Raw genomic sequence first — 15,705 nt, forward strand, 5'->3', positions numbered from 1 at the left:
AAACCATGCCGAGAAAAATCACATTCCTGCTGGCGCTGATCGTCGCGCTGGGCCTGCCCCTGGTACTGCGCTCGGGAACTCTAGCGAGCGAGGTCTTGATCTATTCGCTCGCAGCCGTTGGTTGCAACCTGCTGCTGGGCTACACGGGGCTGCTGTCGTTCGGGCAGGGCATCTTCTTCGGCCTGGGCAGCTACACCATCGCGATCCTGCTCACCCGGCTGCAACTGCCGATGCCACTCGCGCTGCTCGCCGCCATCGCCATGGGGGCGCTGGGCGCCGCGGTGGTCGGATGGGTGGCCATCCGCCAGCGCGGCACCTACTTCGTGATGCTCACGCTGGCGTTCGCCCAGATGTTCTACTTCGTGGCCTATACCGCCTCGGGGCTTACCGGCGGCGACAACGGGCTCCTCGACGTGCCGCGCCCTGCGTTCATGGATACGCCCTGGAAGTACTACGCCTTCGTGGCCGTGGTGTTCCTGATCGCGTTCGGATTGCTGCTGCGCGTCTCGGACTCGATCTTCGGCCGCACGTTGCTGGCCATCCGCGACAACGAGGACCGGGCCGCCGCGGTGGGCTACGACCTGCGGCGCTTCAAGCTGCTGGCTTTCGTCATCTCGGGCGCGGTCACCGGCCTGGCGGGCGGGCTGCACGCGATGATGACCGGCATCGCGCCACTCTCGAATGCCGAATACCACACCAGCGAGATGATCCTGGTCATCACCGTGATCGGCGGCACCGGCAATCTCTTCGCCTCGGTGCTGGGCGCGGCCTTCTATGTGCTGCTGGCCGACTGGCTCTCGACCTTGTGGCCGCGCTGGCTGCTGTTGCTGGGGCTGTTGCTGATCGGCGTGAGCATCGGCATGCAGCGCGGTCTCTGGGGCCTGGGCGAAAGCGCGTGGCGCCGCGTGTTCCGCAGGGCGCCGCAGGTGCCGCCGCCGGAGATCCTGGCCGGACAGGGAGAGAAGGCATGACGCAGACCGCACTGATCGAAGCCGTCGGTGTCACCAAGCACTACGGCAAGTTCGCCGCCCTCGGCGGCGTGGACCTCCGGATCCTGCGCAACACCGTGCATTCGGTGATCGGCCCCAACGGCGCCGGCAAGACCACGCTGTTCCACATGCTCACGGGCACCGGCACCACGACGGGCGGGCGGATCGTGTTCGACGGCCACGACGTGACGCGCGAGCCCGACTACCGCCGGGTGCAGCGCGGGATGGCGCGATCCTTCCAGGTCACGAGCCTGTTCGCCAGCCTGCCGGTGCGCGAGAACCTGCGGCTCGCGGCGCAGGGCGTGACGCCGCGCCGGGCGCTCAATTGCTGGCGCGCGCCGGTCGGCGAGCTCTCTTGCGCCGACACCGTGGCGGAAGTGCTTCAGCGCATCGGCCTCGAGCGGCTGGCCGACACGCCGGCCAGCGTGCTCTCGCACGGCCAGCAGCGGCGCCTCGAAGTCGGCATGGCGCTGGCGGCGCGGCCCAAGGCGATCTTTCTCGACGAGCCGACCTCGGGCATGGGCATCGACGACCTCGACGACATGAAGCAGCTGATCCGCGGCCTGCGCGACGCGCACACCGTGGTGCTGATCGAGCACAACATGAACATCGTGATGGACATCTCCGACACCGTGACCGTGATGCAGCAGGGCCGCGTCCTGGCCGAGGGATTGCCGGGCGACATCCGGGCCGATCCGCGCGTGCGCACGGCCTATCTCGGCAACATGATCACCGGGGGGCGTGCATGAGCGGTACCAGCACCATTCTGGAGGTCGCGAACCTCCACAGCCACTACGGCAAGAGCCACGTGCTGCAGGGCGTCTCGATGACCGTGGGCCAGGCGGAGACGGTCACGCTGCTGGGCCGCAACGGCGCCGGCAAGTCGACCACCCTGAAGAGCATCGCCGGCGCCGTGACTCCCACCCGCGGCAGCGTGCGGTTCCAGGCGGCCGACATCGCGGGCCTGCCGCCGCACCGCATCGCGACCCGCGGCGTCTGCCTGGTGCCCGAGCACCGCGGCATCTTCAAGCTGCTGACCGTGGAGGAGAACCTGCTGCTCGGCCAGCGGCGCGATTCGCCCTGGCAGCTCGACGACATCTACCGCATCTTTCCGCGGCTGCAGGAGCGGCGCCGCAACGGCGGGGGCCAGCTTTCGGGCGGCGAACAGCAGATGCTGGCCATCGGGCGCGCGCTGATGAACCATCCGCGCCTGCTGATCCTCGACGAACCGGTGGAAGGCCTGGCGCCGGTGATCGTCGAGGAAATCGTCGCCCAGTTGAAACTGATCAAGGCCGCCGGCGTGGCGATCCTGCTGGTCGAGCAGAACCTGGAGGTCTGCGTGCAGCTGGCCGACCGGCACTACATCCTGGAGCAGGGCGTGATCGTGCACCAGGCCGGCAACGCGGACTTCGTTGCCGACCACGAAGTGAAAGACCGCTACCTGGGCGTCGGTCTCGTCTGAACGCATCCGCCCGCATCCTTTTCGCAAAGCCATGACCACATCCCCCGAACTTTCCCCCGTGTCCGGCGTACCGGACGTGCGCAACCTGCGCGTCGACGGCCGGCGTCTCTGGAACTCGCTGATGCAGCTCGCCGAGCTCGGCGCCACCGAGAAGGGCGGCGTCTGCCGCATCGCGCTGACCGCGCTTGACCGGCAGGGCCGCGACCTTTTCGCGCGCTGGGCGCGCGAGGCCGGCTGCGCAGTGCGCGTGGACGCCATCGGCAACATCTTCGCGCGCCGTGCCGGACGCAACAACGCGCTGCCGCCGGTCACGACCGGCAGCCACATCGACACCCAGCCCACGGGCGGCAAGTTCGACGGCAACTACGGCGTGCTCGCGGGGCTCGAGGTGATCCGCAGCCTCAACGATGCGCAGGTCGTCACCGAAGCACCGCTGGAGGTGGCGGTGTGGACCAACGAAGAGGGCTCGCGCTTCGTGCCGGTGATGATGGGCTCGGGCGTCTTCGCCGGCGCCTTCACGCTCGAGCACGCGCTCGCGCAGCGCGACAACGAGGGCATCAGCGTGGCCGATGCGCTGGCCGCCATCGGCTATGCCGGCCCGGCGCCCGCATCCGCGGCCGCATCCCCCATGGCTGCGTACTTCGAAGCGCACATCGAGCAAGGGCCGGTGCTCGAAGCCAACCGGCGCGTGATCGGCGTGGTCGAGGGCGCGCTCGGGCAGCGCTGGTACGACGTGGTGGTGCAGGGCATGGAAGCGCATGCCGGCCCGACCCCGATGGAACTTCGGCACGACGCGCTGCTGGCCGCTTCCGAGCTGGTGATCGAGGTCAACCGCATCGCGCTGGCGCAGGCGCCGCATGGGCGCGGCACCGTCGGCTGGATCGATGCCTACCCGAATTCGCGCAACGTGATCCCGGGCAGGGTGCGGCTCAGCGTCGACCTGCGCGCGGCCGACGACACCGTGCTGCTGGCCATGGACGCGGCGCTCAGGCAGGCGACGCAGCGCATCGGCGCGCTGCACAAGGTGGACATCGGCGTCGAACCGGTGGTGTATTTCCCGCCCCAGTCCTTCGCGCCGGCGCTGGTCTCGGCCGTGCGCGAAGCCGCGCGGCAGCAGGGCATGAGCTGGATGAACGTGATCAGCGGCGCCGGCCACGACGCGGTGTACCTGGCGCGCGTCTGCCCGGCCGCGATGATCTTCGTGCCTTGCCTGGACGGCATCAGCCACAACGAGATCGAGGACGCGCAGCCCGACCATCTGGAGGCCGGCTGCAATGTGCTGATGCAGGCGATGCTGCAAAGCGCGGGGGTGGTGGCATCGTGAAAATCCTGATCGCCCGGCTCAATCACGAGACCAACACCTTCTCGCCGGTGCCCACGCCGCTGGCCGCTTTCGGGCCCGATGGTCCGAGCTTCGGCGAGCAGGCCTATCGCGACAACAAGGGCATGCGGACCGCGATGTCGGCCTTCATCGACCTGGCCGAGCAGGCGGGGGCGACGCTGGTCACGCCGGTGTCGGCGTCGGCCAACCCGAGCGGGCCGGTCGACGCGCAGGCCTACACCACCTTGTGCCAGCGCATTCTCGATGCCGTGCCGGGTTGCGATGCGATCCTGCTCGACCTGCACGGCGCGATGGTGGCGCAGAACAGCGTGGACGGCGAAGGCGAGCTGCTCGCTCGGCTGCGCGCCGCGGCACCCGGTGTGCCGATCGGCGTGGCGCTCGACCTGCATGCCAACGTGACGGCGGCGATGGTCGGCAACGCGGACGTGATCGTCGGCTTCAAGACCTATCCGCACGTCGACATGTACGAAACCGGCGCGCATGCGGGCCGCCTGCTGCTGGACCTGCTCGCCGGGCGGAGCCGGCCCGCGATGCGATGGCACCCGCTCCCGCTGATGGCGCACACGCTGCGCAGCGCCACCTTCGCCGGCGCGATGCAGCGCGCGATCGAAGCGGCGCGCGAAGCCGAAAAGGCCGAATCGATCGCGGTGTCGATCTTCGCGGGCTTCTCGCTGTCCGACATCGAGGCGCCCTGCATGAGCGTGGTGGTGGTCGATGCCCAATCGCCCGAGCGCGCCCAGGCCACGGCCGATCGCATCGCGGCGCAGATCTGGCGCGAGCGCGAAGCGTTCGTCTACCGCAGCGAAGCGCTGGCGACATCGATCGCGCGCGCCAAGAAGATCGTGCAGGGCGCGACGCGCCCGGTGCTGCTGCTCGACCATGGCGACAACTGCATGTCCGGCGGCAGCTGCGACACCATGGATGTGCTGCAGGAAGCGCTGGCCCAGGGACTCGACGGCATCGGCGTCGGGCCGCTGTGCGATCCGCAGGCCGTGAGCGAGCTCGTCGCGGCGGGCGAAGGTGCCACGGTGACCGTGGCACTCGGCAACAAGGTTTCGCTGGCAGGCATCGGCCTCGCGAAGACGCCGCTGCAACTGACAGGCACGGTGCGCACCATCGGCGACGGCGAGTACGTGATCACCGGTCCCACCTACACCGGCCAGCGTGCCAGCATGGGCCGCACGGTGTTGTTCGACATCGGCGCGGCGCGGATCGTGGTCACCGAGCGCACCCAGGAACCCTGGGACATCGGCGTCTTCGAATGCGCGGGCCTCGATCCGCGCAGCGAGCGCTTTCTGCTGCTCAAGTCGCGCATGTACTGCCGGCCGGTGTTCGAGCCGCTGTCCGCCGCGCTGATCGAGTGCGACAGTCCGGGGGTCACGAGTTCGGACTATCGCCTGTTCCCGTTTTCCAAGGTCCGGCGCCCGGTCTTCCCGCTGGATCCCGCTTGAGCGAACGGCCGCCGGCGGGCGCGGCTACGCCGGCTTTTTCGGCAGGTCTTTCCTGGCCCCGAATCGCCACCACGGCAGCAGCGCGCTGAGCGACTCCACCTCGCCGCTGCTGGCGCTCTCGTAGCCCGGCAGCGTGCCGAGCTGGTGCTGCCAGGCAGCGCCGCGCAGCAGCACCAGCAGGGCCTCGATGGCCGGCTGTTCGAGCGCCGACTTGAGGCAGGCGAGGTGGTAGCGCTCCTGTACCAGCGGCACGAAACCCAGGCCGGCACCGAGCGCTGCCGATTCGATCCCGAGCGCGGCATCGGCCTCGCCGGACGCCACCGCGTGCGCCGCCGCCGCGTGCGAAGGTTCGTGCCGCGCATAGCCGTCGATGGCATCGGCCGCCAGCCCGTCGCGCGCCAGCAGTTCGTCGAGCAGCACCCGCGTGCCGGTACCGATCGGCCGGTTGACGTAGCGCGCCCTGCGCGCCGCCACGTCGGCCAGGTTCTTCAGACCGAGCGGGTTGCCGGGCGCGACGATCAGGCCCTGGGTGCGGCGCGCGAAGCCGATGATCTTGTGCAGGCCGGGCTTGAGCAGCGGCTTGTAGGTGCGTTGCGCGAGCGAGCCGGACGGCGGCCGCTCGAGCGTGTGGAAGCCCGCCATCACGCAGCGCCCCTGGTTCAGCGCGCTGATCGCATCCACGCTGCCGGTGAAGCGGATGTCGAGCTGGAGCCGCGCCGTGGCCGCGGCGTGCGCCCGCAGCAGCACCAGCGCATCGTCATGGCTGGCATGCAGGCTCAGCACGTGCATGCTGTCGTCGAAGGCGAGCGCGAAGGCACGCTCGAGGTCGGCATGCAGCGCCTCGATCTGCGGCGCCAGCCGGGCCTGGGCCTGGCGTTCGGCCCACAGCAGCTTGTCGCCGAACTCCGACAGATGGGCCGATCGGCCCTGGTCGCCGGTCACCAGCGCATGGCCCAGCGTCTGTTCCCAGCGCTTGAGCTCGCCCCAGACATGGCGGTACGAATAGCCCACGGCCCGCGCCGCGGCCGAGATCGATCCGTGCTCGCGCACCGCGTGCAGCAACTCCATCAGCGGGTTGCGGATCAGCGTGCGGCCCTGGCGGCGCGGTGCGATGGCGTAGGAGAGTTCGATCTGTTGCACGGGAGGCGGGGAAAGGGGCGGGAGCGCCGGGGAGATTATGCAGAGCCTGCTCGTCGCCTATGCAAGCCATTGCATAGGTCGAGGGTGCCGCCTTGTCCATACTGCGGCGCTCTCCGTTCCCACGCGCCCCATGAACACCTTCGCCGACAGTGCCGCTGCCGCCTGGCACCTCGTCGTCTCCGTCGACCCGATGCTGCTCTCCATCGTCGGGCGCTCGCTGGCGGTCAGCGCGACGGCCTGCCTGCTGGCCTGCGGATTCGGCCTGCTGCTGGGGGCCTGGCTGGCGGTGGCCCGGTTCGCGGGGCGCGGCCTGCTGCTGACCTTGCTCAACACGCTGCTGGCGCTGCCCTCGGTGGTGGTSGGGCTGGTGATCTACCTGCTGCTGTCGCGTTCGGGCCCGTTGGGCTTCCTGGGCTGGCTGTTCTCCTTCAAGGCGATGGTGCTGGCGCAGACCCTCCTCGTGCTGCCGGTGGTCACGGCACTGACGCGGCAGGCGATCGAGGATGCCGACCGCGCCCATGGCGAGCAGCTGCGCTCGCTCGGCGCCGGCAGCTTCGCACGCGGCCTGCTGCTGGTGGCCGACGAGCGCTACGCGCTGGTCACGGTGGTGATCGCGGCCTTCGGCCGCGCCGTGTCGGAGGTCGGCGCCGTGATGATCGTCGGCGGCAACATCGACGGCTTCACGCGCGTGATGACCACCGCCATCGCGCTGGAAACCAGCAAGGGCGACCTGCCGCTGGCGCTGGCGCTCGGGCTGCTGCTGCTGGCCGTGGTGCTGCTGCTGAACCTGGCGATCGCGGCCTTGCGCGCCTGGCGCGAACGGGTCGATGGCGGGGCCGCCGATGCGATGCGCAACCGCACGCTGGAGGCGGTGCCGTGAACCGCCGGGCCGTTCCGGCGGTGGGCGCGCCGCTCTTCAGCCTGCACGGGGTCTCGCTGCGCTTCGGCAAGGTGCAGGCGCTGGCCGGCGTCAACCTGGAGATCCTGGCGGGCGAGCGGGTGGCGCTGATCGGCGCCAACGGCAGTGGCAAGAGCAGCCTGCTGCGCTTGCTGCATGGACTGCTGCCGCATTCCTCGGGCGTCTTCATGAGCCGCGTGTCGCCGAATGCGCAGGCCATGCTGTTCCAGCGGCCGCACATGCTGCGCGCCAGCGTCCGCAACAACGTCGCGCTGGCGCTGTGGCTGCAGGGGGCGCCGTGGCGCGGCGCGCAGCGCGAGGCCGAGGTCGCGCTCGGAAGGGTCGGGCTGGTCGAACTCGCCGGCCGCAACGCACGCACGCTGTCGGGCGGCCAGCAGCAGCGCATGGCGCTGGCGCGGGCCTGGGCCCTGCATCCCGACGTGCTGCTGCTCGACGAGCCCACCGCCAGCCTGGACCCGACCGCCAAGCGCGAGGTCGAGGCCCTGATCGCCGAGGCCGCGCAGGGCCGCACGCTGGTCTTCGCGAGCCATAACCTGGGCCAGGTCAAGCGGCTCGCCAGCCGCGTCGTCTACCTCGAGCACGGCAGGGTGGTGGCCGACCTGCCGGTCCATGATTTCTTCCGCGGGCCGCTGCCCGAGGAAGCCCGTCTGTTTGTCAAAGGTGAACTGGTGTGATGTCATTCAATCTGTCCAGGGGCGTGCGGGCCTCGCTCGGTGCGCTCGTGCTGGCGGCCGGCGCGCTCGCCGCCCAGGCCGAAACCCTCACCATGGCCTCGACGACTTCGACCGAGCAGTCGGGCCTGTTCTCGCACCTGCTGCCGGCCTTCAAGCAGGCGAGCGGGATCGACGTCAAGGTGGTGGCGGTCGGCACCGGGCAGGCGATCGACATGGCCAGGCGAGGCGATGCCGACGTGCTCTTCGTGCACGACACCGCGGCCGAGGAGAAGTTCGTCGCCGAGGGCTTCGCCGCCAAGCGCCTCCCGGTCATGTACAACGACTTCGTGCTGGTCGGCCCCAGGGGCGACCCGGCCGGCGTCAAGGGGCAGGACATCGCGGCGGCGCTGAAGAAGATCGCGGCGGTCAACGCGCCTTTCGTCTCGCGCGGCGACAAGAGCGGCACCGACGCCGCCGAGCGCCGGCTGTGGACGCAGACCGGCATCGGCGAGGCTGGCCAGCCGGTGCCGAGCGACAAGAAGGGTACGGGCTACAAGGAGTGCGGCTGCGGCATGGGCCCGGCGCTCAACATCGCGGCGTCGAGCGGCGCCTATGTGCTGGCCGACCGCGGCACCTGGCTCAGCTTCAAGAACCGCGCCGACCTCGGGGTGCTGGTGGAGGGCGACAAACGGCTGTTCAACCAGTACGGCGTGATGGTGGTGAGCCCGACCAGGTTCCCGAATCTCAACAGCGCGGGGGCGCAGAAGTTCGTCGACTGGGTGGTCTCGCCGGCCGGGCAGTCGACCATCGCCGCCTACAAGATCGATGGCGAGCAACTCTTCTTCCCGAATGCGAACCGCTGACTGGCTGCGCTTCGTGGCGCTGGCACGCAGGCGTTCGCGGACGACCTGCGGAACGGCACCCGGGCAGCGCGCGCTGCGCGAGGCCGGGTTTTTCGCGCCCTGGGAAACCGGAGCGCGCTGAGCGTCTGGGGCGGGATCCCGCCGACGGCGTACTCTGCTCCGCGAATGTCCCCCGGCCTGCGGCCTCCTCCTTTATTTCGCTGCGCAGAGCACACCATCGACGTGATCCGTCACAGCAGTCGTTGATCGACGATCAAGACACAGCGTTACCCGTGGCGAGGGCATCGGGTAGCCCCCGCAGCGAAATAAAGGAGGAGGCGAAGCCGGGGGACATTCGCGGAGGGGGCTACCCGGTGGCCTCGCCACGCGTCCCTGCCGCCCGCTCCAAATCTTAGTCGCGGACCACTGACATCGCGTCAGGCTTCGGCCGCCAGCAGTGCGTGCAGCGAGGCCACCTGGCGGCGCAGGTCCTCGTTCTCGGCCGTCAGTTCAGCGACGCGCTGCGTCAGGCGCTGAACGTCGTCCGGTTCGTCCGAAGCTTCGGCCGTCGCAGCTGCCGCACGCACCGGGCGCTTGGCTTCGCGCACCCGCTTGGCCGCCTGCTTGAGTTCGTCCTTGCCGCCGTTGGCGGCCGCGATCTGCTCTTCGGCCGGCAGAGTCGCCACGGCCGCCGCGGCGTTGATCGAGATCGTGCCGGACTTGATCGCGGCCACCAGTTCGGGCGCTGCCTGCTTCTGGATCTTCTCGATCATCACGACCTGGCTGCTGCTCAGGCGCGCCGCCTTGGCGATGGCTTCGCGGCTGTTCAGGGGGGCGGGCGGCGGCAGTGCCGGATCGACATCGAAGGGCGGATCGTCGGATGCATCGGACGGCGCCGCGGATGCGCGGGCCTGCCGTCCGGCCACGATCTCCTTCTTGCGCAGCGCCAGCACGCCGCGCAGGAAGTCCGACACGCTGCGCCGGCCCAGGTGCTGGTCGATCATCCACAGGTGCACGTCTTCGAGCGACTTGAAGCGCGTGTTCTGCACCGTCTGGAACGGCAGGCCGTGCTTCTGGCAGATGCCGTAGCGGTTGTGGCCGTCGACCAGCACGTCGCCCCACATCACCAGGGCATCGCGGCAGCCCTCGGTCAGGATGCTGCGTTCGAGGGCTTCGTATTCGTCCGGGGTCAACGGGTCGATATAGGATTTCAGGTCTTCGTTGACGACGATGTTCATGCGAGCGGGATTCTGGAAGAGGGGCGGATTCTAGGGTCACCGGTCCATCGGCAGGTAGAGGCTTTCCTTGATTTCCTCCATCACGACGTAGCTGTTCGACTCGGCCGGCACCGGCAGCTTCTTGAGCAGGTCGCCGAGCAGGTTGCGGTAGTCGCTCATGGCGCGCAGGCGGGCTTTCACGAGGTAGTCGAAGCCGCCCGACACCAGGTGGCATTCCATGACCTCGGGCACATGCATCAGCTCCTGGCGCACCTTGTCGAAGACGTCGGCCGACTTCGACGACAGCGTGATCTCGACGAACACCAGCAGCGTCTTGCCGAGCGCCTGCGGATCGATGCGCGCGTGGTAGCCGGTGATCACGCCTTCGCGCTCCATGCGCCGAACGCGCTCGGAACACGGCGAGGTCGAGAGGCCGATCTGCTCGGCCAGGTCGGTCATCGAGATGCGGCCCTGGCGCTGCAGGATGTCGAGGATTTTCCGGTCGGTGCGGTCGAGGTCGGGCATTTCACTCCTGGGATGCCGTTTTGGATGGGGCGACAGTTGAATTTGCTGCGAGAGGCTTCAATTTCCGTGGAGTTTACGGCGGGTCGATAAATATCATTGACTCCTTTCCTGCACCGATGGAGTTCTGCGATGAAAGTGATCGTTTTGGGCGGCGGCGTGATCGGCGTGACCACCGCGTACTACCTGGCGCGCGGCGGCGCCGAGGTGACCCTGATCGATCGCCAGGGGGGGCCGGCGCAGGAAACCAGCTTTGCCAATGCCGGCCAGGTGTCGCCCGGCTACTCCACGCCGTGGGCGGCGCCCGGCATTCCGCTCAAGGCCCTGAAGTGGATGTTCCAGAAGCACGCGCCGCTCGCGATCCGGCCCGACGGCTCGTTGTTCCAGCTGCGCTGGATGGCGCAGATGCTGAAGAACTGCTCCCCCGAGCGCTATGCCCTCAACAAGGAGCGCATGATGCGCGTCGCCGAGTACAGCCGCGACTGCCTGCGCGACCTGCGCGCCGAGACCGGCATTCGCTATGAGCAGCGCACCCAGGGCACGCTGCAGCTGTTCCGCACCCAGGCCCAGCTCGACGCCGTGCAGCGCGACCTGGCGGTGCTCGAAGAATGCGGCGTGCCCTACAGCTTGCTCGACCGCAGCCGGCTGGCGACCGTCGAGCCGGCGCTGGCCCGTACCGGCGACCTGCTGGCCGGTGGCCTGCACCTGCCGAACGACGAGACCGGCGACTGCAACCTGTTCACCCAGGGCCTGGCCGCGATCGCCCGGGGGCTCGGCGTCGACTTCCGCTTTCACCAGTCGGTCGATGGCCTGCTCACCGAAGCCGGACGCATCACCGGCGTGCGCCTCGGCGGCGCCACCAGCGAAGTGCTCACCGCCGACCGCTACGTGCTGGCTTTCGGCAGCTACTCGCGCGAGTTCATCGCGCCGCTCGGGCTCGACATCCCGGTCTATCCGGTCAAGGGCTATTCGCTCACGGTGCCGCTGGTCGATCCCTCGCTGGCGCCGCAGTCCACGGTGCTCGACGAGACCTACAAGGTGGCGGTCACGCGCTTCGACGACCGCATCCGGGTCGGCGGCATGGCCGAGCTCGGCGGCTTCGACCTGCGCCTGAATCCGCGCCGCCGCGAGACGCTGGAGCGCGTCATCACCGACCTGTTCCCGTGCGGCGACCTGCCGCGCGCGACCTTCTGGACCGGCCTGCGGCCGATGACGCCCGACAGCACGCCGATCGTCGGGCCGACGGCCTACGGCAACCTGTTCCTCAACACCGGCCACGGCACGCTCGGCTGGACCATGGCCTGCGGCTCGGGCAAGCTGGTGGCCGACCAGGTGATGGGGCGGCGCCCGGACATCCGCACCGATGGCTTGTCGGTCGACCGCTACAGCACGCCCGATCGGGTGCGTCCCCGCGCGACCCGGCCGATCGGCGCGGCGACTTGACCTCCGGGGTCATCGACCCGCGGCGGCTTCACGGCGACCATGGATCCGCCCCGCGCTGTTGCGGGTCGTGATCAACGAAAGGATTCGCCATGAACACCGCCACTCCCGATGCCGTCCGCGTGGCCGAGCACTACATCGCCGTCTGGAACGAGACCGATGCCGAGCGTCGGCTGAAGCTGCTTGAAACCCATTGGACCGACGACGCACGCTACGTCGATCCCCTGATGCAGGCCAGGGGCCGCTCGCAGATCAGCGCCCTGGTCGGCGGCGTGCACCAGCGCTATCCGGGCTTTCGCTTCGCGCTCAAGGGCCAGCCCGACGCGCATGGCGACCAGCTGCGCTTCTCGTGGACCCTGGGGCCGAGCGGCGCCGAGGACCTGATCGAGGGCACCGATTTCGCGCGGCTCGAAGCCGGCCGGCTGCAGTCGGTCACCGGCTTCCTGGACAAGGTGCCGGCCGGGGCTTGAGGAGGCTCACGCCGGCACCGGGCCGCCCCAAGGCGGCCTGCGGCCCTCTCGGGGGGCAGCGACCACACGAAGCGAGGGAGCGTGGGGGCCCAGGCCGGCGCCGGGCCGCCCCAAGGCGGCCTGCGGCCCCCTCGGGGGGCAGCGACCACACGAAGCGAGGGAGCGTGGGGGCYCAGGCCGGCGCCGGGCCGCCCCAAGGCGGCCTGCGGCCCCCTCGGGGGGCAGCGAGTACACGAAGTGACGAGCGTGGGGGCCTTTCACTCGACGATGGCCACGCCCTTGACCTGCGCGTGCACGGGCATCCCGACCGCGAGCCCGAGCAGGTCGGCCGACTTCCGCGTGATGCGGGCCAGCATCCGCATGCCGCCGACGTCGAGCCCGATCATCCGCTGCGCCGGGCCGTCGTCGGCCAGGTCGGTGATGGTCGCCGGCAGGATGTTGAGCACGCTGGTGCCGGCCTGGGGCTGCAGCGTGAGGCTGACGTCGCGCGCCTGGATGCGCACGCGCACCCGCTGGTCCACGCGGACGCCCCCATGCGGCAGGCTCAGCGTGYCGCCCGCGAAGGCGACCCGGACCAGGCCGTAGGCGGCGTCGACGTCCATGACCACGGCCTCGATCAGGGCACCGGCGGTATCGCCATGCGCCATCGGCAGGTCGAGCCGGGTCATCAGTTCGTGGGTCGGGCCGCTGGCGACCACGCGCCCGGCCTCGATCAGCACCAGGTGATCGGCCAGCCGCGCGATTTCGTCGGCTGCGTGACTCACGTAGAGCACGGGAATGTCCAGTTCGGCGTGCAGGCGCTCGAGGTAGGGCATGAGCTCGCGCTTGCGCTGCAGGTCGAGCGAGGCCAGCGGCTCGTCCATGAGCAGCAGTTTCGGGCTGGTGGCCAGCGCGCGCGCGATGCCGACGCGCTGGCGCTCGCCGCCCGACAGCGTGTCCGGACGCCGCGCGAGCAGCGAGCCGACGCCGAGCAGTTCCACCGCCTGGTCCAGCGCCACGCGGCGCAGCGCCGGCGCCACCCGCTTCATGCCGAATTCGAGATTGCGCCGGACGTCGAGATGCGAGAACAGCCGGCTCTCCTGGAACACGTAGCCGAGCGGCCGCCGGTGGGTGGGCACGAAGATGGCGCGCGCGCCGGCACGCTCGTCCTGCCAGACCTCGCCATTGATCGAGACAAAGGCGCCTGGCGCGCGCTGCAGCCCGGCAACGGCGCGCAGGCAGGTGGTCTTGCCGCAGCCCGAGGGACCCGAGAGCGCGGTCACGCCGCGTCCCGGCAGTGCCAGCTCGACGTCGAGCGTGAAGGCCGCGTACGCGACCTTGAGCCGCGCGTCGACGCCATGCTGCGTCGTGCCGCTCATCGACRCCGCCCGGTCGGGTTCAGCGCATACAGCGCCAGCAGCACCAGGAACGAGAACACCACCATCCCGGCTGCGAGCCAGTGCGCCTGCGTGTATTCGAGTGCCTCGACATGGTCGTAGATCTGCACCGAGATCACGCGCGTCTTGTCGGGGATGTTGCCGCCGATCATCAGCACCACGCCGAACTCGCCGACCGTGTGGGCGAAACCCATGACGACGGCCGTGAGGTAGCCCGGGCGGGCCAGCGGTAGCACGACGCTGAAGAAGGTGTCCAGCGGCGAGGCCCGCAGCGTCGCCGCGGCTTCGAGCGCGGGCTCGCCGATGGTCTCGAAGGCGTTCTGGATCGGCTGCACCACGAAGGGCATCGAATAGATGACCGAACCGACCACCAGGCCCGCGAAAGTGAAAGGCAGCAGGCCGATGCCGAGCCACTGGGTCAGCTGGCCGATCGGCCCGTGAGGCCCCATCGACACCAGGAAGTAGAAGCCCAGCACCGAGGGCGGCAGCACCAGCGGCAGCGCCACCATGGCGCCGACCGGCCCTTTCCAGGCCGAGCGCGTGCGCGCCAGCCACCAGGCCAGCGGCGTCCCGAGCAGCAGCAGGATCAGCGTCGTGGCCGTCGCCAGTTTCAGCGTGAGGGTGACGGCGCCGAGGTCGGCGGCGGTCGGCATGATGTGCCTCTGCCTTCGGTCAGACCGCGTAGCCGAAGGAGCGGATCACGACCCTGGCGGCGTCCGACTTGAGGTACGCCATCAGCGCGGCGGCCGCGGCATTGTCTTTGGCGCGGTTCAGCCGCACCGCGTCCTGGCGGATCGGGCTGTGCAACTCGGCCGGCACGATCCAGGCCGAACCGCTCTTGAGCTTGTCGCCTTCCCAGACCTGCGACAGCGCGACGAAGCCGAGCTCGGCGTTGCCGGTCGAGATGAAGCTGAAGGTCTGGCCGATGCTCTCGCCCTGCACGAACTTCGGTTCGAGCGCGGCCAGCAGACCGAGCCGTGTGAGGGTTTCGACCGCGGCCGCGCCGTAAGGCGCCAGCTTGGGTGCCGCCAGCGCGAGGTGGGCGAACTTGCCGCTGCGCAGCACCTCGCCCCTGGCGTCGACCAGATCGGCATTCGCCGACCACAGCACCAGCTTGCCGGTGGCATAGGTGAAGCGGCTGCCGGCGACGGTGCTGCCTTCCTTGTCGAGGCGGGCCGGGGTCTCGTCATCGGCCGCCAGGAAGACGTCGAAGGGCGCACCGCCCTGGATCTGGGCGTAGAACTTGCCGGTCGCGCCGGACGACAGCACCGCCTTGTGCCCGGTCGCCTTCTCGAAGTCGGCCGCGATCACCTTCATCGGGCCGAAGAAGTTGGCCGCGACCGCGACCTGCACTTCGGCCGCCTGGCCGCAGAGCGAGAAGAAGAGGGCGGCAAGGCCGGCGGCCATCCGGCGGGGCGAAGGTCGAACTTGCATGGCGTTGGGTGGCTGGTGTCAGCGCTATTCATCAAAGGAATAGCGCGAGTGTAGGGCAGCGGCACAATGCTGCCCATGGCATCCCCCCGCTTCGGCGACGCGCTCGGCCACGGCATGAGCGACAAGCGCATCGAGATCCTTCGCGGCATCGGCCGCACCGGCAGCATTTCGCAGGCCGCGCGCGAGGCCGGCATCAGCTACAAGGCGGCCTGGCAGGCGGTCGCGACGCTGACCAATCTGGCTGGTGTTCCGCTGGTGGAGCGCGCGGTCGGCGGCGCCGGCGGCGGCGGCGCTTCGCTCACGGCGCACGGGGCGCAGCTGCTCGAACTGGCGGACGCGCTGGAGACCGCGCGACGGGCCGTGCAGACGCGCGCGGAAGCCGCGGGCGCGCTGGGTGCCGGCGCCGGCACGGCCGTGGCGCGGCTGGCCATCCGCACCAGCATGCGCA

Annotated in this window: 17 protein-coding genes; 11 read left to right on the forward strand and 6 right to left on the reverse strand. The window is 69.8% G+C overall.

Going from position 1 to position 15,705, the window contains the following annotated elements:
• Positions 1-5 precede the first annotated feature (5 nt).
• From AC1D2E_RS20135 to AC1D2E_RS20155, 5 genes are read left to right on the forward strand one after another with little or no spacing between them, the layout of a single operon-like run.
• On the forward strand, positions 6-971 hold the full coding sequence (locus AC1D2E_RS20135) for a branched-chain amino acid ABC transporter permease (RefSeq protein ID WP_478199036.1): 966 nt from the start codon (positions 6-8) through the stop codon (positions 969-971).
• The gene (locus tag AC1D2E_RS20140) at positions 968-1,738 is read left to right on the forward strand and encodes an ABC transporter ATP-binding protein (RefSeq protein ID WP_478199037.1); all 771 of its coding nucleotides are present in this window, start codon (positions 968-970) and stop codon (positions 1,736-1,738) included. The genes AC1D2E_RS20135 and AC1D2E_RS20140 overlap by 4 nt, the downstream gene beginning before the upstream one ends.
• Complete coding sequence (locus AC1D2E_RS20145) at positions 1,735-2,451, forward strand: ABC transporter ATP-binding protein (RefSeq protein ID WP_478199038.1); 717 nt, start codon at positions 1,735-1,737, stop codon at positions 2,449-2,451. Before AC1D2E_RS20140 ends, AC1D2E_RS20145 begins: the two co-directional genes overlap by 4 nt.
• A 31-nt stretch (positions 2,452-2,482) precedes the next feature.
• Positions 2,483-3,775, forward strand: coding sequence for a Zn-dependent hydrolase (locus tag AC1D2E_RS20150; RefSeq protein ID WP_478199039.1), 1,293 nt, complete (start codon positions 2,483-2,485; stop codon positions 3,773-3,775).
• Positions 3,772-5,244 (forward strand): M81 family metallopeptidase, encoded by a 1,473-nt coding sequence (locus AC1D2E_RS20155; protein WP_478199040.1) that lies wholly within the window; start codon positions 3,772-3,774, stop codon positions 5,242-5,244. The genes AC1D2E_RS20150 and AC1D2E_RS20155 overlap by 4 nt, the downstream gene beginning before the upstream one ends.
• A 24-nt stretch (positions 5,245-5,268) precedes the next feature.
• On the opposite strand, the gene AC1D2E_RS20160 is transcribed toward AC1D2E_RS20155, so the two are convergent.
• Complete coding sequence (locus tag AC1D2E_RS20160; protein WP_478199041.1) at positions 5,269-6,384, reverse strand: substrate-binding domain-containing protein; 1,116 nt, start codon at positions 6,382-6,384, stop codon at positions 5,269-5,271.
• A 130-nt stretch (positions 6,385-6,514) separates the two neighbouring features.
• On the opposite strand from AC1D2E_RS20160, the gene AC1D2E_RS20165 reads away from it, so the two are divergent.
• The 3 genes from AC1D2E_RS20165 to AC1D2E_RS20175 are packed head-to-tail and all read left to right on the forward strand — an operon-like array spanning position 6,515 to position 8,819.
• Positions 6,515-7,264 (forward strand): ABC transporter permease, encoded by a 750-nt coding sequence (locus AC1D2E_RS20165; RefSeq protein ID WP_478172171.1) that lies wholly within the window; start codon positions 6,515-6,517, stop codon positions 7,262-7,264.
• A complete protein-coding gene (locus tag AC1D2E_RS20170; RefSeq protein WP_478172172.1) occupies positions 7,261-7,977 on the forward strand; it encodes an ATP-binding cassette domain-containing protein in 717 nt (238 codons plus the stop codon). The genes AC1D2E_RS20165 and AC1D2E_RS20170 overlap by 4 nt, the downstream gene beginning before the upstream one ends.
• Positions 7,977-8,819 carry an ABC transporter substrate-binding protein gene (locus AC1D2E_RS20175; protein WP_478199042.1) on the forward strand — a complete coding sequence of 281 codons (843 nt, stop codon included), beginning with the start codon at positions 7,977-7,979 and terminating at the stop codon, positions 8,817-8,819. The genes AC1D2E_RS20170 and AC1D2E_RS20175 overlap by 1 nt, the downstream gene beginning before the upstream one ends.
• 416 nt (positions 8,820-9,235) lie before the next feature.
• Here the strand turns inward: AC1D2E_RS20175 and AC1D2E_RS20180 are convergent, their stop codons facing one another.
• Together AC1D2E_RS20180 and AC1D2E_RS20185 are read right to left on the reverse strand one after the other, a co-directional pair.
• Positions 9,236-10,036: a ParB N-terminal domain-containing protein gene (locus AC1D2E_RS20180; protein WP_478199043.1), complete on the reverse strand. Its 801-nt coding sequence runs from the start codon at positions 10,034-10,036 to the stop codon at positions 9,236-9,238.
• A gap of 36 nt (positions 10,037-10,072) precedes the next feature.
• Complete coding sequence (locus AC1D2E_RS20185) at positions 10,073-10,540, reverse strand: winged helix-turn-helix transcriptional regulator (protein ID WP_478199044.1); 468 nt, start codon at positions 10,538-10,540, stop codon at positions 10,073-10,075.
• A 129-nt stretch (positions 10,541-10,669) separates the two neighbouring features.
• On the opposite strand from AC1D2E_RS20185, the gene AC1D2E_RS20190 reads away from it, so the two are divergent.
• Both AC1D2E_RS20190 and AC1D2E_RS20195 read left to right on the forward strand, forming a co-directional pair.
• A complete protein-coding gene (locus AC1D2E_RS20190; RefSeq protein WP_478199045.1) occupies positions 10,670-11,980 on the forward strand; it encodes a D-amino acid dehydrogenase in 1,311 nt (436 codons plus the stop codon).
• Positions 11,981-12,069: 89 nt separating this feature from the next.
• Positions 12,070-12,447, forward strand: coding sequence for a nuclear transport factor 2 family protein (locus AC1D2E_RS20195; protein WP_478199046.1), 378 nt, complete (start codon positions 12,070-12,072; stop codon positions 12,445-12,447).
• 257 nt (positions 12,448-12,704) lie between these two features.
• Here AC1D2E_RS20195 and modC read toward each other — a convergent pair whose 3' ends face one another.
• The 3 genes from modC to modA are packed head-to-tail and all read right to left on the reverse strand — an operon-like array spanning position 12,705 to position 15,257.
• Positions 12,705-13,805 (reverse strand): molybdenum ABC transporter ATP-binding protein, encoded by a 1,101-nt coding sequence (modC, locus tag AC1D2E_RS20200; RefSeq protein ID WP_478199047.1) that lies wholly within the window; start codon positions 13,803-13,805, stop codon positions 12,705-12,707.
• Positions 13,802-14,479 carry a molybdate ABC transporter permease subunit gene (gene modB, locus AC1D2E_RS20205; RefSeq protein ID WP_478199050.1) on the reverse strand — a complete coding sequence of 226 codons (678 nt, stop codon included), beginning with the start codon at positions 14,477-14,479 and terminating at the stop codon, positions 13,802-13,804. The genes modC and modB overlap by 4 nt, the downstream gene beginning before the upstream one ends.
• A gap of 16 nt (positions 14,480-14,495) precedes the next feature.
• Positions 14,496-15,257 carry a molybdate ABC transporter substrate-binding protein gene (gene modA / locus AC1D2E_RS20210; protein WP_478199048.1) on the reverse strand — a complete coding sequence of 254 codons (762 nt, stop codon included), beginning with the start codon at positions 15,255-15,257 and terminating at the stop codon, positions 14,496-14,498.
• Between the two features lie 75 nt (positions 15,258-15,332).
• Between modA and AC1D2E_RS20215 the strand changes: the two genes are divergently transcribed.
• Positions 15,333-15,705, forward strand: a 373-nt coding sequence (locus AC1D2E_RS20215; protein ID WP_478199049.1) for a winged helix-turn-helix domain-containing protein, incomplete at its 3' end; no start/stop codon positions are given.

Source organism: Variovorax sp. P1_H2 (assembly GCF_056405295.1).